The following is a 17,935-nucleotide window of genomic DNA, read 5'->3' as shown; positions in this document are numbered from 1 at the left end:
ACCGCCCATTTGAAAGGATGTAACCATGCTCCAACTGATCCTCGGCGGCGCCCGCTCCGGCAAGAGTCGCCTGGCTGAAAAACTCGCCATCGACAGCGCTCTGGCCGTCACCTACATCGCCACCAGCCAGCCACTGGATGGCGAAATGAGCGAGCGGGTCGCCCATCACCGTGCCCGTCGTCCTGCCGAATGGGCACTGATTGAAGAACCCCTGGAACTGGCCCGGGTGCTGCGCGAATCTGCCCGTGCCGACCACTGCCTGCTGGTGGATTGCCTGACCCTGTGGCTGACCAACCTGCTGATGCTCGACGATGCCGGGCGCCTGGCCGCCGAGCGTGATGCCCTGCTGGACTGCCTGGCATCGTTGCCGGGTGAAATCATTTTTGTCAGCAACGAGACCGGAATGGGTGTCGTGCCGCTGGGCGAATTGACTCGCCGCTATGTCGATGAAGCCGGTTGGCTGCATCAAGCTCTGGCTGAGCGCTGTCAGCGTGTCGTCCTGACCGTCGCCGGCCTGCCCCTGACTCTGAAAGGAACTGCGTTATGACTCAATCCTGGTGGCTGAACCCGTGCAGGCCGGTCGATACCCAAGCGCTCGAACAGGCCCTGGCGCGGCAACAGCAACTGACCAAGCCGGCCGGCTCCCTCGGCCAGCTGGAGTCGGTGGCGGTGCAACTGGCGGGATTGCAGGGGCGGGTCAAGCCGAGTCTGGAACAGGTGTGGATCGCGATATTTGCCGGCGACCATGGCGTCGTCGCCGAGGGCGTGTCGGCCTATCCCCAGGAAGTCACCGGGCAGATGCTGCTCAACTTCGTCAGCGGTGGTGCGGCGATCAGCGTATTGGCGCGGCAACTGGGCGCTTCCCTTGAGGTGGTGGACCTTGGCACGGTGACGCCATCGTTGAACCTGCCGGGTGTGCGTCACCTGAACGTCGGCCCGGGCACGGCCAATTTCGTACAGGGGCCGGCCATGACCGAAGCCCAGGGGCAACTTGCTTTGCAGGCCGGCCGTGACAGCGTGCAGCGGGCGATTGCCAGCGGTGCGCAGTTGTTCATCGGTGGCGAAATGGGCATTGGCAACACCACCGCCGCCAGCGCCCTGGCCTGTACCTTGCTCGATTGCCCGGTGGGCCATTTGACCGGGCCTGGCACCGGGCTCAACGCCGAAGGTGTCAGGCACAAGGCCCGGGTGATCGAGCGCGCCCTGGCATTGCATGGCGCACAGCGTGGCGATGCCTTGCAGACCCTGTTCAACCTTGGGGGCTTCGAGATTGCCGCGCTGGTCGGTGCCTATCTCGCCTGTGCTCAAGAAGGCGTCGCGGTGCTGGTGGACGGCTTCATCTGCAGTGTCGCTGCGCTGGTCGCGGTGCGCTTGAATCCTGAATGCCGTCAGTGGCTGTTGTTCGGTCATCGCGGTGCTGAGCCGGGGCATCGTCATGTGCTGGAAACCCTGGATGCGCAGCCCTTGCTCGATCTTGGCCTGCGGCTTGGCGAAGGCAGTGGCGCGGCATTGGCTGTGCCGCTGCTGCGTCTGGCGTGCGACCTGCACGGGCAAATGGCGACCTTCGCCGAAGCCGCCGTGGCAGATCGTCCGGCATGACCCTGCGCGTGGATCTGTTGCGTCACGGTGAAACCGAATTCGGCGGTGGCCTGCGCGGCAGCATCGATGATGCGTTGACCGACACGGGCTGGGCGCAGATGCGCGCCGCGGTGGTCGGGCAGGGTCCATGGGATCGGTTGGTCAGTTCGCCATTGCAGCGTTGTGCGCGGTTTGCCGAGGAACTCGGTGCACAACTGGGTGTGCCGGTGCAATTGGATAAAGACCTGCAAGAGTTGCATTTCGGTGCCTGGGAAGGGCAAAGCGCGGTGGCGTTGATGGAAACCGACGCGCAAGCGCTGGGCTTGTTCTGGGCCGATCCTTACTCGTTCACGCCACCTCAGGGCGAGCCGGTTGCAGACTTTTCGACACGGGTGCTGGCAACGCTGCAGCGTTTGCACGCGACCTGTGCCGGTGAGCGCATTCTGCTGATCAGCCACGGCGGGGTGATGCGCCTGTTGCTGGCACAAGCTCGCGGGCTGCCCCGAGAGCAACTGCTCAACGTTGAGGTCGGGCATGGCGCAGTGTTTTCGCTGACGATGGAGTCCGCTGGTTTGTTGAGGGAAGTGCTCTGACCATGTTGCCATTCTGGATCGCTCTGCAATTTCTCAGCAGCCTGCCGATTCGCCTGCCCGGCATGCCTGAGCCTCGGGAACTGGGGCGGTCACTGCTGTTTTATCCGCTGGTGGGATTGCTCTTTGGCGTGATTCTGTGGGCAGTGAACTGGCTGTTGCAGGGCACGCCGGCGTTGCTGCACGCGGCGTTATTGCTGAGTGTTTGGGTGCTGCTCAGCGGCGGGTTGCATCTCGATGGCCTGGCGGACAGCGCGGATGCCTGGCTCGGCGGCTTTGGCGACCGTGAGCGTACGCTGACCATCATGAAAGACCCGCGCAGCGGGCCGATCGCCGTGGTGACGCTGGTGCTGGTGTTGTTGCTCAAGTTCACTGCGCTGCTGGCGCTGATCGGGCAACCGAATTCGCTGGCATTGATCATCGTGCCGTTGATCGGTCGCAGCGCGTTGCTCGGCTTGTTCCTGACCACACCCTATGTGCGTACCGGTGGTCTGGGGCAGGCCTTGGCGGATCATCTTCCGCGTGTGGCGGGCAGGCGGGTGTTGGCTGGCAGTGCACTGGTTTGTGTGTTGATTGCCGGTTTGAGTGGTGTGGTGGCGGTGGTGTTGGCGGTTCTCGGGTTTGTCTGGTTGCGGCAGGTGATGCTGCGGCGGCTCGGTGGAACGACGGGCGATACGGCAGGGGCAATGCTGGAGTTGCTGGAAGTTGCAGTGCTGGTAGGCTTGGCGCTGTTCTGATGAGGTTGTATTGAATGTTCCGGCCTCATCGCGAGACACCGCCTGACCACTGAACAAACCCCATGCCACTTGATTTAACCGACTCGCGGGTATATACACGCACCATGCTCGATTCCCAATGTTTATGCATCAACCTGCGTCGCGCCGCCCGTGGCGTCAGCAGGCATTACGACGGCGCTCTCGACGGCTTCGGGATCAACGTTGCGCAGTATTCTTTGCTGTGCAATCTGCAGCGTCTGGATCAGCCGAGCATTTCAACCCTGGCCGAGGCCATGGGCCTGGATCGCAGCACCTTGGGGCGCAATTTGCGGGTGCTGGAGGGTGACGGCCTGGTGACACTGGTCGAGGGCGAGGACATGCGCAACCGCATTGTCCTGCTGACCGAGGCCGGGGCAGAGCGCCTCAAGGCTGCCTTGCCGGCCTGGGAAGCCGCGCAGCAGCGCTTGATCGATCGCCTGGGGGCCGAGAAGCGCGAAACCTTATTGAAGCTGCTGGACGAACTGGCGTGACGCCGGTTTTTCCGATCATAAGCGGGTATATACCCGCTACCGGAGAACAACAATGACATCGATGTGGCGTACGTGCGGTTGGGTTCTGTTGGGGAGTGCGCTGATCCTTGCGTTGTCTCTGGGGGTTCGACATGGCTTCGGGCTGTTTCTGGCGCCGATGAGTGCCGAGTTTGGCTGGGGGCGTGAAGTATTTGCCTTCGCCATCGCCTTGCAGAACCTGATCTGGGGCCTCGCCCAGCCATTCACCGGTGCGCTGGCCGACCGCTTCGGCGCGGCGAAAGTGGTGCTGATCGGTGGCGTCCTGTACGCAGCGGGGCTGATTTGCATGGGGCTCTCCGATTCGGCAGTGACCCTGTCCCTGAGCGCCGGCCTGTTGATCGGCATCGGGCTGTCCGGCACGTCGTTCTCGGTGATTCTGGGGGTGGTCGGCCGCGCAGTACCGCCGGAAAAGCGCAGCATGGGCATGGGGATCGCCAGTGCTGCAGGCTCGTTCGGCCAGTTCGCGATGTTGCCTGGTACGCTCGGTTTGATCGGATGGCTTGGCTGGTCTGCGGCGTTGCTCGCGCTGGGCTTGCTGGTGGCGCTGATCGTACCGCTGGTGAGCATGCTCAAGGACAAACCGTTGCCTGTCCTGGGCCACGAACAAACCCTTGGCGAAGCACTGCGTGAAGCCTGCTCGCACTCCGGATTCTGGTTGCTGGCGTTCGGCTTTTTTGTCTGCGGATTCCAGGTGGTGTTCATCGGCGTGCACTTGCCGGCCTACCTGGTGGACCAGCATCTACCGGCTACGGTCGGCACCACGGTGCTGGCGCTGATCGGCCTGTTCAACATTTTCGGCACCTATACCGCCGGGTGGCTCGGCGGGCGTATGTCCAAGCCGCGTTTGCTCACCGGTTTGTATTTGCTGCGGGCGGTGGTCATTGCGTTGTTCCTGTGGGCGCCGGTGACCACCACCACGGCCTACCTGTTCGGCATGGCCATGGGTTTCCTGTGGCTGTCGACGGTACCGTTGACCAACGGTACGGTGGCGACCTTGTTCGGCGTGCGAAACCTGTCCATGCTCGGTGGGATTGTTTTCCTGTTTCATCAGCTCGGTTCATTCCTGGGCGGCTGGCTGGGCGGGGTGGTGTATGACCGAACCGGGAGTTATGACTTGATCTGGCAAGTGGCAATTCTCTTGAGCCTGTTGGCCGCCGCCCTCAACTGGCCGGTGCGTGAACGGCCGGTGGCGCGCCTGCAAACACAAATGAGTGCGACATGAACAGCCTTTGGCCACGGATCGCTGTAGCCGCCGTCTGCGCCTTGTTGCTGGCGTTGTCGTGGTGGGGCTGGCATCAGGGTGGGCTGGCGCTGATGCAGTTGGGCATGGGTGCTTGCTAGTGAGCGGCGAGGGCGAGTAACGTCGCTTTTGACGAATTATCAAGGATGCTCGAGATGCTCAAGCGCTGGTGTGCTGTTCCCGCGTTGCTGATGACGTTGTCCGGGCTGGCTTGGGCCGCTGATTGTCCGGAGGTGCTGCAGGGCTCGCTGCCGAAGTTGCGGGCCAAGGAGTCCATCGACCTGTGCCAGCGTTACGCCGATAAACCGCTGGTTGTGGTCAACACCGCCAGTTTCTGCGGCTTCGCACCGCAGTTCGAGGGCCTTGAGGCACTCAATCAACACTACAAGGGGCAAGGGCTGGAAATACTCGGCGTGCCGTCAAACGACTTCAAGCAGGAGTCCAAAGACAGCGCCGAGACGGCGAAAGTCTGCTATGCCAACTACGGCGTGACTTTCACCATGACTGAACCGCAAAAGGTTCGTGGCGACGATGCGACGCACTTGTTCAAAGTCCTCGCCCGTCAAACCAGTGCGCCTAAGTGGAATTTCTACAAGTATGTGGTGGATCGCCAGGGCAAGGTGATCGCCAATTTCTCCAGCCTGACCAAGCCGGATGATCCCGAGTTCATCGCCGCGGTAGAAAAAGCCCTGGCTTCGCCACCGCTTGCTTCTGCCCCCTGACGTTCGGCCTCGTTGTTTGGTGGTGCACACGTTCCCTTGTAGGAGCTGCCGAAGGCTGCGATCTTTTGATCTTGCTTTTGCGATCTGGAGATTGCTGAAGATCAAGATCAAAAGATCGCAGCCTTTGGCAGCTCCTACAGGCTTTTCGAAATCTGTGTTCCGCGGGATTCCGTGAAGAACCAAAAAAGCCCCGCCTCTGTGAAGAGAGCGGGGCTTTTTTGAATCCGGTGGCGAGCGGTTCAGGCTCGCTGGGAATCATCAGAAACGGTAGGTTGCACCGAGACCGAAACCGTTCGCGTAGTTTTCATACTTGGCGTTGTATTTCTGATTACGGAAATCGTCGGTTTTGTTGTCGATCTTGACCGACTCTTCGCGCAGGTACGAATACGCCAGGTCGATGGTCAGGTCGTCGGTCGGGCTCCAGCCGGCGCCCACGCTGAAAATCTTGCGATCGCCCGTCGGGATGCGAGGGGAACGGTCAACGTTGTTGGTCGGTGCCTGGTCAACGGACAGACCGGTACGCAGTACCCACTGCTTGTTCAGCTGGTAGGACGCGCCGATGGCGTGAGCCCAGGTGTCGTGCCAGTTCTGTTCTTCGGTGATGGTACCGAACTGGCCATTCAGAGCGGCTGGAACACCTGTGTTTTCAACGGTGATTTCTTTCAGGCGGCTCCAGCGGGTCCAGGTGCTGCCTGCGTACAGAGTCCACTTGTCGTCGAGCTGGTGAGTCACCGAGAAGTCCACCGATTCAGGTGTGGTCAGGTCCAGCGAAGCGTCGTACTTCTGATTCGGGTTCTGGCCGATCAGGCCCAGCAAGCCGTAGTTGACCTTGGTGTTGCCTTCGAGCTTGTACTTCACTTTCGAGTGGTAGGTCAGGCCGACACGCGTGCTGTCGGTGGCTTGAACCAGAACGCCGATGTTGTAGCCCAGCGCAGTGTCGTCACCTTCGATCTTGACCTTGCCATCTGCCGGACCCTGGATGATCGACAGGTTCGATTCCAGGGTGCCGTCGATGCGGTTGATGGTCGGGCCGAAACCGATGGAGACCTTGTCGTTGAAGGCGTAGCTGACAGTCGGTTGCAGGGTGACGATTTTAACTTCGCTCTTGCTGCCGAAGTAACGGCCGGCAAAGTTGTTCTCGTAGTCGGTTACCAGGCCGAATGGTGCGTACACGCCGATACCGAATGCCCAGTGGTCGTCGATGGGTTTGACGTAGTAACCCATCGGCACGCCCATGAAAGGGACCATGTCACCTTTGTTGGTGCCGCCGTTCGGACTGGAGCTGGCGTCACTGATGTCAGTGTGCGCGTCGATGAATGCAACACCGCCGGTCACTTGTTCGCGCTTGATGCGGGACATGCCGGCAGGGTTGCCAGCAATGGTGGATGCGTCGTCGGCAGCAGAAGATCGCCCGGCAAAACCTGTCCCCATCCCGCTGATGCTTTGTTCGTTCAGGGCAAAGCCACTTGCAAAGAGCTGGGTGGATGCCAGGGTAACGGCGAGACTAAGGGTGGTTTTGAGCATTACTTTTTTCATTATTAGAACTCCTGGTGATCACCGGGGCGAAAATTACCAACATTTTCGTCCCGGCGCCATAGGCTGTATGCCTTGATTTAGAGCGGTTTTGTAGGACAATCAGACCAAAATCACGACTTGTTGCGCGATGTTTGGATCCAGAGGTGTCAGCAGGCTACCTGATTCAGGGGTGAAACACAGGTTTGCCAGGCGCTGGTGAAATCACGCAGACGCCCCTGGGGATGAAATGTCTGGCGCCAGATCCTGGCCATGCCCAACAAATCATCAGGGGAGGGGAGGGGGGTATTCTGTTCCTCCACCAGCAGCCAGGCGATGGCTGTGGCGTAACGCAGGTTGACGGTCAACTCGAGGTGCGGGCCGCTCAGAAACGCATGCTGGCTGGCCAGGCCGCGGACCAGACTTGCACGCTCCGGATCAAGGGCCAGGTAATGGTCCCAAAGTGCCTGGTGGCGGGGCTCGGCGATGCGGTACAGGCCATGCCCACGGCGGTCATGCAGGGCGGAACCAAGGGCCGACTGGCTGGCGGCAATGCCCAGCAGCAGGGATTCGGCAGTAGCGCTATGGCGTCCGAGGTAGATCAATGTCGGACGAATCACATAGCGGCACAGTTCGCTGGCAGCGATACCCATAAAACCCTCGAAACCTGAATTGGACGGCGATACCTGAAGGGGCTTGGCAGCTGTGAATCGGTTCAGGCTCGCCGCAAGCGGGTCAAGCCGCTTGAGTTGAAGTGTAGTGTCATATTCGCGCTGTAAAGGACTGTTTTTAAAATATTTCCAGCGACCAGTTATAACCCTTATATCGGATCGTGCTTAGTCGTGGCTCGAGGGTGGGGAAACATCGGGCAATAAAAAGCCCTGCTTTTCGGGCAGGGCTTTCGGGTTTTTCAGCCTTTCTGGCGTTTCAGGCAACCAGGGCCTGACGGGTACGCTCGATCACGGCCTGCAGCGGTTCGGCGCTGGAGTATTGATCGGGGTACAGGCGTTCGCTGTGACGAGCGATGCCGTGTTCGTTGACCAGGGTGAAGCTGAAGCAGCCTTTGCGAGCGGCCATGATCAGGCAGTTCATTGGTGCAAAAGCGTTGGTTAGGGTGCGAATGGCATCCTGAGTGTGGATTTGAGTAGACATTATTGGGTGTTCCTACAAATGACACGGATAAGAACCGTGCAACGTTAAAACGTTCCAGTAACGTCGATCACCATTGATCGAACGAAGAACCCGACTGGAACAAAGCAGCCAGTTTGAAGCGCTGATAAGTTGGCGCGCTTGGGCTGGCAGGTAGGTACTTAGGAGGGCAGGCAACACATCGAGGGCAAAGGTTCTGGGCCCGGGGTGAAGATCCTGATCAATTTGCAGGTTGGTTCGAGCAGAGTAGGCAGGCGGAGCAACACCCTTTGCTTTCGATTCAAAGGTCGTGTCGGCGCAAGATTTACCTGGAAACCATCGAGGTGGTCGATCCCGCTTGTTCGGTGGAGGCTTCCGTCGGGAAGGCTGACCGGGGGGATTTGTTCGACCAGAATTGACTTTCAGCTTGGTACTAACGCCGCGGATACTAACGGATTGAACTGGACAAGGGAAGTGTGTTAGCAAAAAGAATTTCCAAGCGGGTGCTCGATCGGGCTGTTTTGCCTTGCAGATCATCGTATGAATCTGCGCCGCCTGCGGTTGATGTGCCCTGTAGCAGAACAAAATCCGACCATCGGTCATCGACGTTGGTAGCAACGCAGCCGTCTAAATACCGGGTTTGCCAGGGCTTATCCCCAGCCATGACAAAAAAACGCGCCGAAAAAGTGCATTGATATAACCGTCGCAAAGGCACTTGTGCACATTAGTTGCAGAGTCTGTCACCCCGCTGTCATCTCAGGTTCAAGCGTAATGGCTGCCTGTAACCAAAATTTAAGTCAATGAAAAACATCGCTTTTTTTTACTGGTGAAAAAATCGTCAGTTTGACTGCGAAGCCCATTCCACAGGGCTTTGAGCGGGTTCAAGGACGGTTGTCCACTGAGTTATCCACAGCTTCTGTGGATTGTCCCGAGCGCTTGCTCTAGGACGGGCGTGCCGGGACATTTTCGGCTTTACCTGTAGGAAAAAGAGAGTAAAGTTGCGCGCCTTCCGATCTGCCCCACAGTGCTTTATGAAGTTTCGCTCAGCTCCTGTTTCCTCTACCTCCACACCAACCACTGTTGCCCCTACCAAGCGCTTTTCCATGCGCGTGGCAGAGTGGCTGTTGGACAGCCCGCACCTGGGCGAAAACCCTAACGTCAAACACATCGCCGGACGTCTGCTCAAGCAACCGGCCCGTGAGGGCGTGGTGGCTGCGCAAAGTCGCCTTGGCCAGTTGATGTGCCGCGAATGCGGGAATGCCCGGGACCGCCGTATCGGTCAGGACCTGTTGCGTCAGGCCGCTCGGGCAGGCGATCGCCGCGCTCAACAGGAACTGGGGCTGATCGAAGACTGAGCTGTCCAAGACCAGACGCCTTGGTTAACCTTCAGGCTTTACCCGAATGGCAGGAGTGGCTATGGCAATGGACTTGACCAGCGTATTGCTGGGGCTGGCAGCGGCAGGGTTGCCGTTGCTGGTATTGGCCTGGCAACTTCAGCGTCGGGCCAGCACCACGCAAGCAGACGTTGCACTGCTGCAGGAGCGCCTGGCCATGGCGCAACTGGCGCAGGACGGCTTGAGTGCACAACTGGAGTCCAGCCGCGATGAAATCGCTGATCTGACCCAGGCCAATTCCGCCAAGCAGGCTGATCTGGCTGCACTGCGTCGTGAAGTCGAACTGCTGCAGATCGAGCGCGACGACGCCCGGGACGCCGCCCATGCGTGGAATATCGAACGCGCCGGCAAAGACGCCGAACTGCGCCGTCTGGATGCCCAGGCGGCGTCGCTCAATGCCGAATTGCGTGAGCAACAAGACAGTCACCAGCAACGCCTGAACGACCTGCAAGGTTCGCGGGACGAATTGCGCGCGCAGTTTGCCGAGCTGGCGGGGAAGATTTTCGATGAGCGCGAGCAGCGTTTTGCCGAAACCAGCCAACAGCGCCTGGGGCAGTTGCTCGATCCGCTCAAGGAGCGCATCCAGTCCTTCGAAAAGCGCGTCGAGGAAAGCTATCAGAACGAGGCCCGTGAGCGTTTCTCCCTGGCCAAGGAGCTGGAGCGCCTGCAACAGCTGAATTTGCGCTTGAGCGACGAAGCCACCAACCTGACCCGGGCCTTGAAAGGGCAGAAGACCCAGGGCAATTGGGGCGAACTGATTCTTGAGCGCGTGCTTGAGCATGCAGGGTTGGAGAAGGGCCGCGAGTACCAGACTCAGGTCAATCTCAAGGGGCCGGACGGCGAACGCTTCCAGCCGGACGTGATCATCTATCTGCCGGGTGACAAGCAGGTGGTGGTCGACTCCAAGGTCAGCCTGACGGCCTATCAGCAATATGTGGCGGCTGAGGACGAGGCCATCGGCCAGATCGCCATCAAGCAGCATGTTCTTTCATTGCGCAATCACGTCAAAGGCCTGGCCGGCAAGGATTACAAGCGCCTCGATGGCTTGCACAGCCTGGATTTCGTGTTGCTCTTCGTGCCGATCGAGGCGGCGTTTTCTGCCGCGTTGCAGGCCGAGCCGACGCTGTTTCAAGAGGCATTCGATCGCAACATCGTGATCGTCAGCCCCACGACGTTACTGGCGACCCTGCGTGTCATCGACAGCCTGTGGAAACAGGAACGCCAGAGCCAGAACGCCCGGGAAATCGCCGAGCGGGCCGGGTGGCTGTACGACAAGTTCGTGCTGTTCATTCAGGATCTGGACGAGGTCGGCAATCGCCTGCAGCAACTGGACAAGGCCTACAGTTCGGCACGCAACAAGCTGACAGAGGGGCGTGGCAACCTGGTCAGTCGCAGTGAGCAACTCAAGCTGCTGGGTGCACGGGCGAGCAAGAGCCTGCCGGCGGATTTGCTGGAGCGGGCGATGACCGATGTCGATGGGTTGGTCGAGTTGCCGGAGTAGCCCCGGGCGACCGCGGATCCTGTGGCGAGGGAGCTTGCTCCCGTCCGGCTGCGCAGCAGTCGTCCATCAGGCAGCGCGCTTAACCTGATGAGACTCATTGAATGGTCTTGGGGCTGCTGCGCAGCCCAGCGGGGGCAAGCCCCCTCGCCACAGGGTTTTGAGTCAACCCGGGTTATAACGGCAAATACCGACTCAACAACGCCCGCAACGCCGCCGGTTTCACCGGTTTGGCCAGGTAATCCAGCCCTGCTGCATGGACCTTGTCGACCGTCTCCGGCCGGCCATCGGCGCTGATCACCACGCCAGGAACCGGCTCGCCCATTTGCGTGCGCAGCCAGGCCATCAGATCGGTTCCGGTTTCGCCATGATCGAGGTGGTAATCCACCAGTGCCAATTGCGGGCGCATGCCTTCACCGAGCAGCGTTGCGCACTCCTCGCGATTGCGTGCGGTCCAGACCTGGCAACCCCAGCGGCTGAGCAAGCTGTTCATGCCGATCAGGATGCTGTCCTCGTTGTCGATGCACAGCACCTGCGCGCCATTGAGCAATTTGCCGTTGAGCTCGGCGACTTTGACCGGCGCTGCGGTTTGTGCCCGGGCCAGCGGTACGCTGACGCTGAACACGCTGCCGCGTCCCGGCCAGGAGCGCACGCGCAAGGTATGACCAAGCACGCGACATAGCCCGTCGGCTATGGCCAGCCCCAGGCCGAGGCCTTTTTCGGCCCGTGTCTGGTGGCTGTCGAGGCGCTTGAACTCTTCGAAAATCACCTGTTGTTTATCTTCCGGAATACCCGGCCCGCGGTCCCAGACTTCCAGGCTCAATGCTTCCTTGTGTCGGCGAACGCCCAGTAGTACCGGCCCTTTGCCGTAGCGAAACGCATTGGTCAGGAAGTTCTGCAAAATTCGCCGCAGCAGCTTCATGTCGCTGTCGACCCGCAGCGTGCTGCCCCGAACGCGGAACTCCAGGCCTTGTTCCTGCGCCAGCACCTTGAACTCTGTACCGAGGGTATCGAACAGTTCGTTGAGCGCGAACGGCTGGCGGTTCGGGTTGATCTTGCCGTTCTCCAGACGAGAGATGTCCAGCAGGTCGCTGATCAGGTCCTCGGCCGAGCGCAGCGAGCTGTCCAGGTGCCCGACCAGTTTCTGCGCTTCGCTGGAGAGTCCATCTTCCTGATGGGAGAGGGCGGCGGAGAACAGGCGTGCCGCATTCAGCGGTTGCATCAGGTCATGGCTGACGGCCGCGAGGAAACGGGTCTTGGACTGGTTGGCCGCCTCGGCGATGCCCTTGGCTTCGGTCAGGGCGACGTTGAGCTGGGACAGTTCGTGGGTCCGTTCGGTGACCCGTTGCTCCAGGCCTTCGTTGGCTTCGGTCAGCGCCTGCTCGGCTTCGCGGAACGCGGTGATGTCGGTGAAACTCATGACGAAGCCGCCACCCGGCATCGGGTTGCCGATCAGCTCGATGACCCGGCCGTTGGGGAACAGGCGCTCGGAGGTATGCGCGCGGCCCTGGCGCATCCAGTGCAGGCGACGCGCGACGTGAACTTCGGCTTCGCCGGGGCCGCACAGGCCACGTTCGGCATTGTGGCGAATGATGTCGGCGATCGGCCGACCGACACTGATCAAGCCGTCCGGGTAGTTGAACAATTCCAGGTAGCGACGGTTCCAGGCCACCAGTTTCAGCGACTGGTCGACCACGCTGATGCCCTGGGTGATGTTTTCGATGGCGCCTTGCAGCAAGGCGCGGTTGAACTGCAGCACCTCCGAGGCTTCGTCGGCGATGCGCACGACATCCTCCAGTTGCATCTCCCGTCCTTCAATGGCGGCCTTGACCACCGCGCGGGTCGAAGAGGCACCGAGCACACCCGCCAGCAAGCGTTCGGTGTGGGCGATCCATTCACCGTCGGCGTTCTGGTTCGGGTTGAAGCCTTTGCCCTGGCGATAGGCAAAGCGGATGAAGCTCTGTCGGGCACGCTCTTCGCCGACGAAGCGCGCCGCCAGTTGCAGCAGGTCGTCGATCTGCACCGCCAGCATTGAGCGCGCGCTGGGGCGGGCACTGATTTCCTGGCCAATGAAGCGGCCCGCCTGCCAGTGCTCGGAAACCCGGGTGCGCGACAGCACCGAGACCCAAGCGAAGAGCGTGAAGTTGCCGGCCAGCGAAAGCACCACGCCCTGGGTCAGCGGGGTGATCGGCAGGTTCATTGGATTGCTGTGCAACCACGCCAGCCCCGGGAATGTGCTCAAGGAAACGCCGAGGCTGAGGGCGGCGATCGGCAGGATCAGGGTGTAGAACCACAGGAAGGTGCCTGCGGCGAGGCCGGCGAAAACACCGCGGCGGTTGGCCTGTTTCCAGTACAGCGCACCGAGCATGGCCGGGGCCAGTTGGGTCACGGCGGCGAAGGCGATCTGGCCGATGGTCGCCAGGCTGGCGGTCGAGCCCAGCAGGCGGTAACTGACATAGGCCAGCAACAGAATGACCACAATGCTGACGCGGCGCACCGACAACATCCACTGGCGGAACACTTCGAACGGGCGCTCGGCGTTGTTGCGACGAAGCAGCCAGGGCAGCAGCATGTCGTTGGACACCATGGTCGACAGTGCCACGCTGGCCACGATCACCATACCGGTGGCCGCCGAAGCGCCACCGATAAACGCCAGCAGGGCCAGCGCCGGATGCGCCTGCGCCAGGGGCAGGCTGATGACGAACGAGTCCGGCAATACCGAGCTGGGCAGCAGCATCTGGCCAGCCAGGGCGATCGGCACGACAAACAAGGCAGCGAGGGCGAGGTAGGCCGGGAATACCCACTTGGCCAGGCGCAGATCCTGGGGATCGATGTTCTCGACAACGGTCACGTGAAACTGCCGCGGCAGGCAAATGATCGCCATCATTGCCACGCCGGTCTGCACCACCATCGACGGCCAGTTGATGGTTTCCTTCCAGTACTGTTCGAGGCGCGGCGCCAGCATGGCCTGGTCGAACAGGTCGTCGAAACCGTCGTACAGGCCGTAGGTCACGAACGCGCCGACGGCGAGAAACGCGAACAGCTTGACCAGTGATTCGAAGGCAATGGCCAGCACCATGCCGCGGTGGTGCTCCGTGGCGTCGAGGTTGCGGGTACCGAAGACGATGGTGAACAGCGCCAGCACCAGCGACACGATCAACGCGGTGTCCTGGGCCCGGGTGCCCATGGCGTCGGCGCCGGCGCCGATCAGCAGGTTCACGCCGAGCACAATGCCCTTGAGCTGCAGTGCGATGTAGGGCAACACGCCAACCAGGCAAATCAGCGCCACCACCACCGCCAGCGACTGGGATTTGCCATAGCGCGCGGCGATAAAGTCGGCGATCGAGGTGATGTTCTCCTGTTTGCTGATCATCACCATTTTCTGCAGGACCCACGGCGCACCGACCAGCAACAGGATCGGCCCGAGGTAGATCGGCAGGAACGACCAGAGCTGTTCGGCGGCCTGGCCCACGGCGCCGAAGAACGTCCAGCTGGTGCAATAGACCGCCAGCGACAGGCTGTACACCCAGGCGCGCACACGCGGCGGCAAAGGCGCGCTGCGTCGGTCGCCATAGAAGGCGATGGCGAACATGATGGCCATATAGGCCAGGGCGACGGCGGCAATCAGCCCGGTGGACAGCGACATGGGGACTCCAGACAAAAGACTTCCGGGCATCCCGCCCGGACAGACAGTCTCGCACGACCGCCAGCGTTAGTCAGTGTCGACCAAGGTCGTGGCGTGGCGGGGTGTCGCAGGGGATTTTGCAGTGTCTGGGTGGGCCTCTTCGCGAGCAAGCCCGCTCCCACATTACGGCCGCGTTCAATCAGGATAAACGCGATCACCTGTGGGAGCGGGCTTGCTCGCGAATAGCGGTATTACGGAATCAACGCAATCTCGATCAACCGATGCAGCTCTTCAACCTCCAGCGCGGCCTCGGAAAACAGAATGCGGAAAACGATGGGGGCGGCGATCAGGTTGATCAGCCGATCGACACCCGGCACGGGCTCGTTGGGAAAACGGTCGAGGATCGTCTGCAACTGCCCGCCAATGATCGTCGCGCAGTAACTTGGCTTGAGCGCCGCCTGTACGTCGCGCAGCATGTTGCGGCCAGGTTCGGAGCTCATTTCGTCCAGGTACTGTTCCGCCCAGGCTCGAATATCGCCGCGCAGGCTGCCGGTGTGGGTGGGGTCGTTGTCGGGCTGCATGCGGGCGAGGGCGACGTCGGCCAGCAGCGCCGACAAATCACCCCAGCGACGATAGATGGTCGAGGGTGTAACGCCTGCGCGTGCAGCAATTTGCGGCACGGTCAGGCTGGCGCGGTCCTGCTCCTCGAGGAGTTGGCGCACGGCCGAATGAATCGACTCTTGTACCCGCGCGCTGCGTCCGCCCGGGCGTAAGGTGGGAGCTGTCATCCTGGGGTTCCTGTAAAAGCCATGCCTCGGACCTTAACACAAAGAATTTGCTTTAAGAGAGATCCGGTAGCACACTCCGCAAAAGCAAAAAGTTAGCTTTTGTGGAGCGCGCCCATGTCCAGTTCTCATCCAAACCGTGCCAGCCTGTGGTTTCTCGCCGTTACCTTGCTCAGTTTCCTGGCGGCCTCCACGGCGCCGACGCCGCTGTATCACCTGTATCAGGAGCAGATGCAGTTTTCGGCCGCGACCCTGACCCTGATTTTTGGCGTGTACGCCCTCAGCCTGTTGGTGGCGTTGCTGACCGTCGGCTCGCTGTCCGATTACCTGGGGCGCAAACCGGTGATTTTCACGGCGGTGGTGCTGAATATTCTGGCGATGCTGCTGTTTATTCACGCCGACAGCGTCACCTGGCTGATCAGTGCCCGAGTCCTGCAAGGTTTTGCCACCGGCATGGCTACCGCGGTGCTGGGCGCAACGCTACTGGATACCGACCGCGAACGGGGGCCGCTGGTCAATAGCGTTGCACCCTTGACCGGTATGGCCATTGGCGGATTGGGCTGCGGTGTGTTGGCCGAGTTCGCCCCGGCGCCGTTGCACCTGACGTTCTGGCTGCTGCTGGCGTTGTTTGTGATGCAGGCGTTGTATGTCTGGCGCTTGCCGGAAAGCGTCTCGCGGCAGGCCGGGGTTTGGGCCTCGTTGCGACCGACTCTGCATGTACCGCTGCAGGCGCGCTCGACTTTGTGGCGGGTGCTGCCGCTCAATACTGCCCTGTGGGCCCTCGGCGGTTTCTACGCTTCCCTGGCGCCTTCGTTGGTGCGCACGGCCACAGGCTCGACCTCGAACATGATCGGCGGGGCCACCGTTGCCGCCTTGACGTTGACCGGTGCGCTGATGATCTACAGCATGCGCAACCGACCCGCCGGCAAGTCATTGTTATTGGGCGCCAGCATGATGCCAATGGGTGTGGTGCTGATTTTGCTGGGGGTTCACAGTGCCAGCCTGCCGCTGTTCTTCCTTGGCACTCTGGTCGCAGGCTGTGGTTTCGGCTCCGGTTTTCTCGGCACCTTGCGTAGCCTGGTGCCGCTGGCCTTGCCCCATGAGCGTGCCGGGCTGGTGTCGACGTATTACGCGCTCAGCTATCTCGCCTTCTGCTTGCCATCGCTGCTGGCCGGGAACCTGAGCCGAACCCTCGGATTGGTGGCGACTGTCGACGGTTACGGTGTCGTGTTGATTCTTCTGGCCCTTGGCGTTTTGGCAGGTTTGATGCGCCCGCGTTCAGGCACGGCATGCGAGGCCAGCTCCTGATTGAATATCTATGTAATAGATAACATATAGAGATATTACCCGTTATATAGATATTCGATCCGGATCTAACATGGGCTCTACCTCACGAGAGGACAGGAGTTCGCCATGACATGCGCCAATAGCATCAAGCCCGGAATCAAACCGTTCAGTCACCTGCAGCACCCACGCGAAGTGATCCGCCAGTTCACCCCCAACTGGTTCGCGGCCACCATGGGCACCGGTGTGCTGGCGCTGGCACTGGCGCAATTGCCGGTCGCCATGCCCGCCTTGCACGCCTTTGCCGAAGCCTTGTGGCTGTTCAACATTGCGTTGTTCCTGCTGTTCACGGCGCTGTACGCCGCGCGTTGGCTGCTGTTTTTCGACGAAGCACGACGGATCTTCGGCCACTCCACGGTTTCGATGTTTTTCGGCACCATCCCGATGGGCCTGGCGACCATCATCAACGGTTTCCTGGTGTTCGGCTTGCCACGCTGGGGCGACGGTGTGATTCACCTCGCCGAAGTACTGTGGTGGCTGGATGTGGCGATGTCGCTGGCCTGCGGCGTGCTGATTCCCTACATGATGTTCACGCGTCAGGAGCACAGCATCGACCAGATGACCGCTGTCTGGTTGTTGCCGGTGGTCGCGGCAGAAGTGGCGGCCGCCAGCGGTGGCCTGTTGGCCCCGCATTTGGCCGACGCTCACTCGCAACTGGTGATGCTGGTGACCAGCTACGTGCTCTGGGCATTTTCCTTGCCGGTGGCCTTCAGCATCCTGACCATTCTGTTGCTGCGCATGGCCCTGCATAAACTGCCCCACGAAAACATGGCCGCCTCGAGCTGGCTGGCCCTTGGCCCGATCGGCACCGGCGCGTTGGGCATGCTGGTACTGGGCGGCGATGCACCGCTGATTTTTGCGGCCAACGGTTTGCCGGGCGTCGGTGAGATTGCTGCGGGACTGGGCCTGGTGGCCGGCATCACCCTGTGGGGCTTCGGCCTGTGGTGGATGCTGATGGCGTTGCTGATCACTGCGCGCTACCTGCGCGCCGGCATCCCCTTCAATCTGGGCTGGTGGGGCTTCACCTTCCCGTTGGGCGTCTATTCTCTGGCGACGTTGAAGCTGGCCAGTACCTTGAACCTGACGTTTTTCAGTGTGTTTGGCTGTGTACTGGTGGCGTTGCTGGCGGTGATGTGGCTGATCGTCGGCAAGCGCACGGTGCTGGGCGCCTGGCGTGGCGAGCTGTTTGTCTCGCCATGCATTGCCGGTTTGAAGAAATAACCGGCAAAGATTA

17 protein-coding genes are annotated in these 17,935 nt (G+C 60.9%); 12 read left to right on the top strand and 5 right to left on the bottom strand.

Going from position 1 to position 17,935, the window contains the following annotated elements; translation table 11 throughout:
- Positions 1-25 precede the first annotated feature (25 nt).
- The 8 genes from cobU to KW846_RS05480 all read left to right on the top strand — a co-directional run bounded on the left by cobU (position 26) and on the right by KW846_RS05480 (position 5,415).
- Positions 26-547, top strand: coding sequence for a bifunctional adenosylcobinamide kinase/adenosylcobinamide-phosphate guanylyltransferase (cobU, locus tag KW846_RS05510; protein ID WP_116582333.1), 522 nt, complete (start codon positions 26-28; stop codon positions 545-547).
- Positions 544-1,599 carry a nicotinate-nucleotide--dimethylbenzimidazole phosphoribosyltransferase gene (cobT, locus tag KW846_RS05505; protein ID WP_218481557.1) on the top strand — a complete coding sequence of 352 codons (1,056 nt, stop codon included), beginning with the start codon at positions 544-546 and terminating at the stop codon, positions 1,597-1,599. The genes cobU and cobT overlap by 4 nt, the downstream gene beginning before the upstream one ends.
- Positions 1,596-2,171 (top strand): alpha-ribazole phosphatase family protein, encoded by a 576-nt coding sequence (gene cobC / locus KW846_RS05500; RefSeq protein ID WP_218481556.1) that lies wholly within the window; start codon positions 1,596-1,598, stop codon positions 2,169-2,171. The genes cobT and cobC overlap by 4 nt, the downstream gene beginning before the upstream one ends.
- A 2-nt stretch (positions 2,172-2,173) precedes the next feature.
- The gene (locus tag KW846_RS05495; protein ID WP_218481555.1) at positions 2,174-2,905 is read left to right on the top strand and encodes an adenosylcobinamide-GDP ribazoletransferase; all 732 of its coding nucleotides are present in this window, start codon (positions 2,174-2,176) and stop codon (positions 2,903-2,905) included.
- Positions 2,906-3,009: 104 nt separating this feature from the next.
- Complete coding sequence (locus KW846_RS05490; protein ID WP_046037619.1) at positions 3,010-3,414, top strand: MarR family winged helix-turn-helix transcriptional regulator; 405 nt, start codon at positions 3,010-3,012, stop codon at positions 3,412-3,414.
- A gap of 52 nt (positions 3,415-3,466) precedes the next feature.
- The gene (locus KW846_RS05485) at positions 3,467-4,675 is read left to right on the top strand and encodes an MFS transporter (RefSeq protein WP_015096156.1); all 1,209 of its coding nucleotides are present in this window, start codon (positions 3,467-3,469) and stop codon (positions 4,673-4,675) included.
- Positions 4,672-4,794, top strand: coding sequence for a hypothetical protein (locus KW846_RS29955; RefSeq protein WP_007977581.1), 123 nt, complete (start codon positions 4,672-4,674; stop codon positions 4,792-4,794). The genes KW846_RS05485 and KW846_RS29955 overlap by 4 nt, the downstream gene beginning before the upstream one ends.
- Before the next feature lie 54 nt (positions 4,795-4,848).
- Positions 4,849-5,415, top strand: coding sequence for a glutathione peroxidase (locus tag KW846_RS05480; protein WP_218481554.1), 567 nt, complete (start codon positions 4,849-4,851; stop codon positions 5,413-5,415).
- 258 nt (positions 5,416-5,673) lie between these two features.
- On the opposite strand, the gene KW846_RS05475 is transcribed toward KW846_RS05480, so the two are convergent.
- From KW846_RS05475 to KW846_RS05465, 3 genes are all read right to left on the bottom strand, one after another.
- Positions 5,674-6,951, bottom strand: a complete 1,278-nt coding sequence (locus tag KW846_RS05475; protein ID WP_218481553.1) for an OmpP1/FadL family transporter — start codon at positions 6,949-6,951, stop codon at positions 5,674-5,676.
- A 146-nt stretch (positions 6,952-7,097) separates the two neighbouring features.
- Complete coding sequence (locus KW846_RS05470; RefSeq protein WP_007977587.1) at positions 7,098-7,580, bottom strand: hypothetical protein; 483 nt, start codon at positions 7,578-7,580, stop codon at positions 7,098-7,100.
- 274 nt (positions 7,581-7,854) lie between these two features.
- Positions 7,855-8,079, bottom strand: a complete 225-nt coding sequence (locus KW846_RS05465) for a hypothetical protein (RefSeq protein ID WP_007898912.1) — start codon at positions 8,077-8,079, stop codon at positions 7,855-7,857.
- A gap of 1,007 nt (positions 8,080-9,086) precedes the next feature.
- On the opposite strand from KW846_RS05465, the gene KW846_RS05460 reads away from it, so the two are divergent.
- Both KW846_RS05460 and rmuC read left to right on the top strand, forming a co-directional pair.
- On the top strand, positions 9,087-9,410 hold the full coding sequence (locus KW846_RS05460; protein WP_218481552.1) for a sel1 repeat family protein: 324 nt from the start codon (positions 9,087-9,089) through the stop codon (positions 9,408-9,410).
- 175 nt (positions 9,411-9,585) lie between these two features.
- Positions 9,586-10,950 (top strand): DNA recombination protein RmuC, encoded by a 1,365-nt coding sequence (rmuC, locus tag KW846_RS05455; protein WP_218481677.1) that lies wholly within the window; start codon positions 9,586-9,588, stop codon positions 10,948-10,950.
- Between the two features lie 172 nt (positions 10,951-11,122).
- Here the strand turns inward: rmuC and KW846_RS05450 are convergent, their stop codons facing one another.
- Together KW846_RS05450 and KW846_RS05445 are read right to left on the bottom strand one after the other, a co-directional pair.
- Complete coding sequence (locus tag KW846_RS05450) at positions 11,123-14,593, bottom strand: PAS domain-containing hybrid sensor histidine kinase/response regulator (RefSeq protein ID WP_218481551.1); 3,471 nt, start codon at positions 14,591-14,593, stop codon at positions 11,123-11,125.
- Positions 14,594-14,823: 230 nt separating this feature from the next.
- Complete coding sequence (locus tag KW846_RS05445) at positions 14,824-15,360, bottom strand: TetR/AcrR family transcriptional regulator (protein ID WP_116582343.1); 537 nt, start codon at positions 15,358-15,360, stop codon at positions 14,824-14,826.
- Positions 15,361-15,474: 114 nt separating this feature from the next.
- Here KW846_RS05445 and KW846_RS05440 point away from each other — a divergent pair, with 114 nt between their 5' ends.
- Together KW846_RS05440 and KW846_RS05435 are read left to right on the top strand one after the other, a co-directional pair.
- Complete coding sequence (locus KW846_RS05440) at positions 15,475-16,665, top strand: MFS transporter (RefSeq protein WP_218481550.1); 1,191 nt, start codon at positions 15,475-15,477, stop codon at positions 16,663-16,665.
- Between the two features lie 105 nt (positions 16,666-16,770).
- Positions 16,771-17,922 (top strand): TDT family transporter, encoded by a 1,152-nt coding sequence (locus tag KW846_RS05435; RefSeq protein WP_007977597.1) that lies wholly within the window; start codon positions 16,771-16,773, stop codon positions 17,920-17,922.
- The last annotated feature ends 13 nt before the right edge of the window (positions 17,923-17,935 follow it).

Source organism: Pseudomonas sp. PDM32 (genome assembly GCF_019219225.1).
GTDB lineage: Bacteria > Pseudomonadota > Gammaproteobacteria > Pseudomonadales > Pseudomonadaceae > Aquipseudomonas > Aquipseudomonas laurylsulfatiphila.
This window is presented reverse-complemented; position numbering and strand designations above follow the sequence as displayed.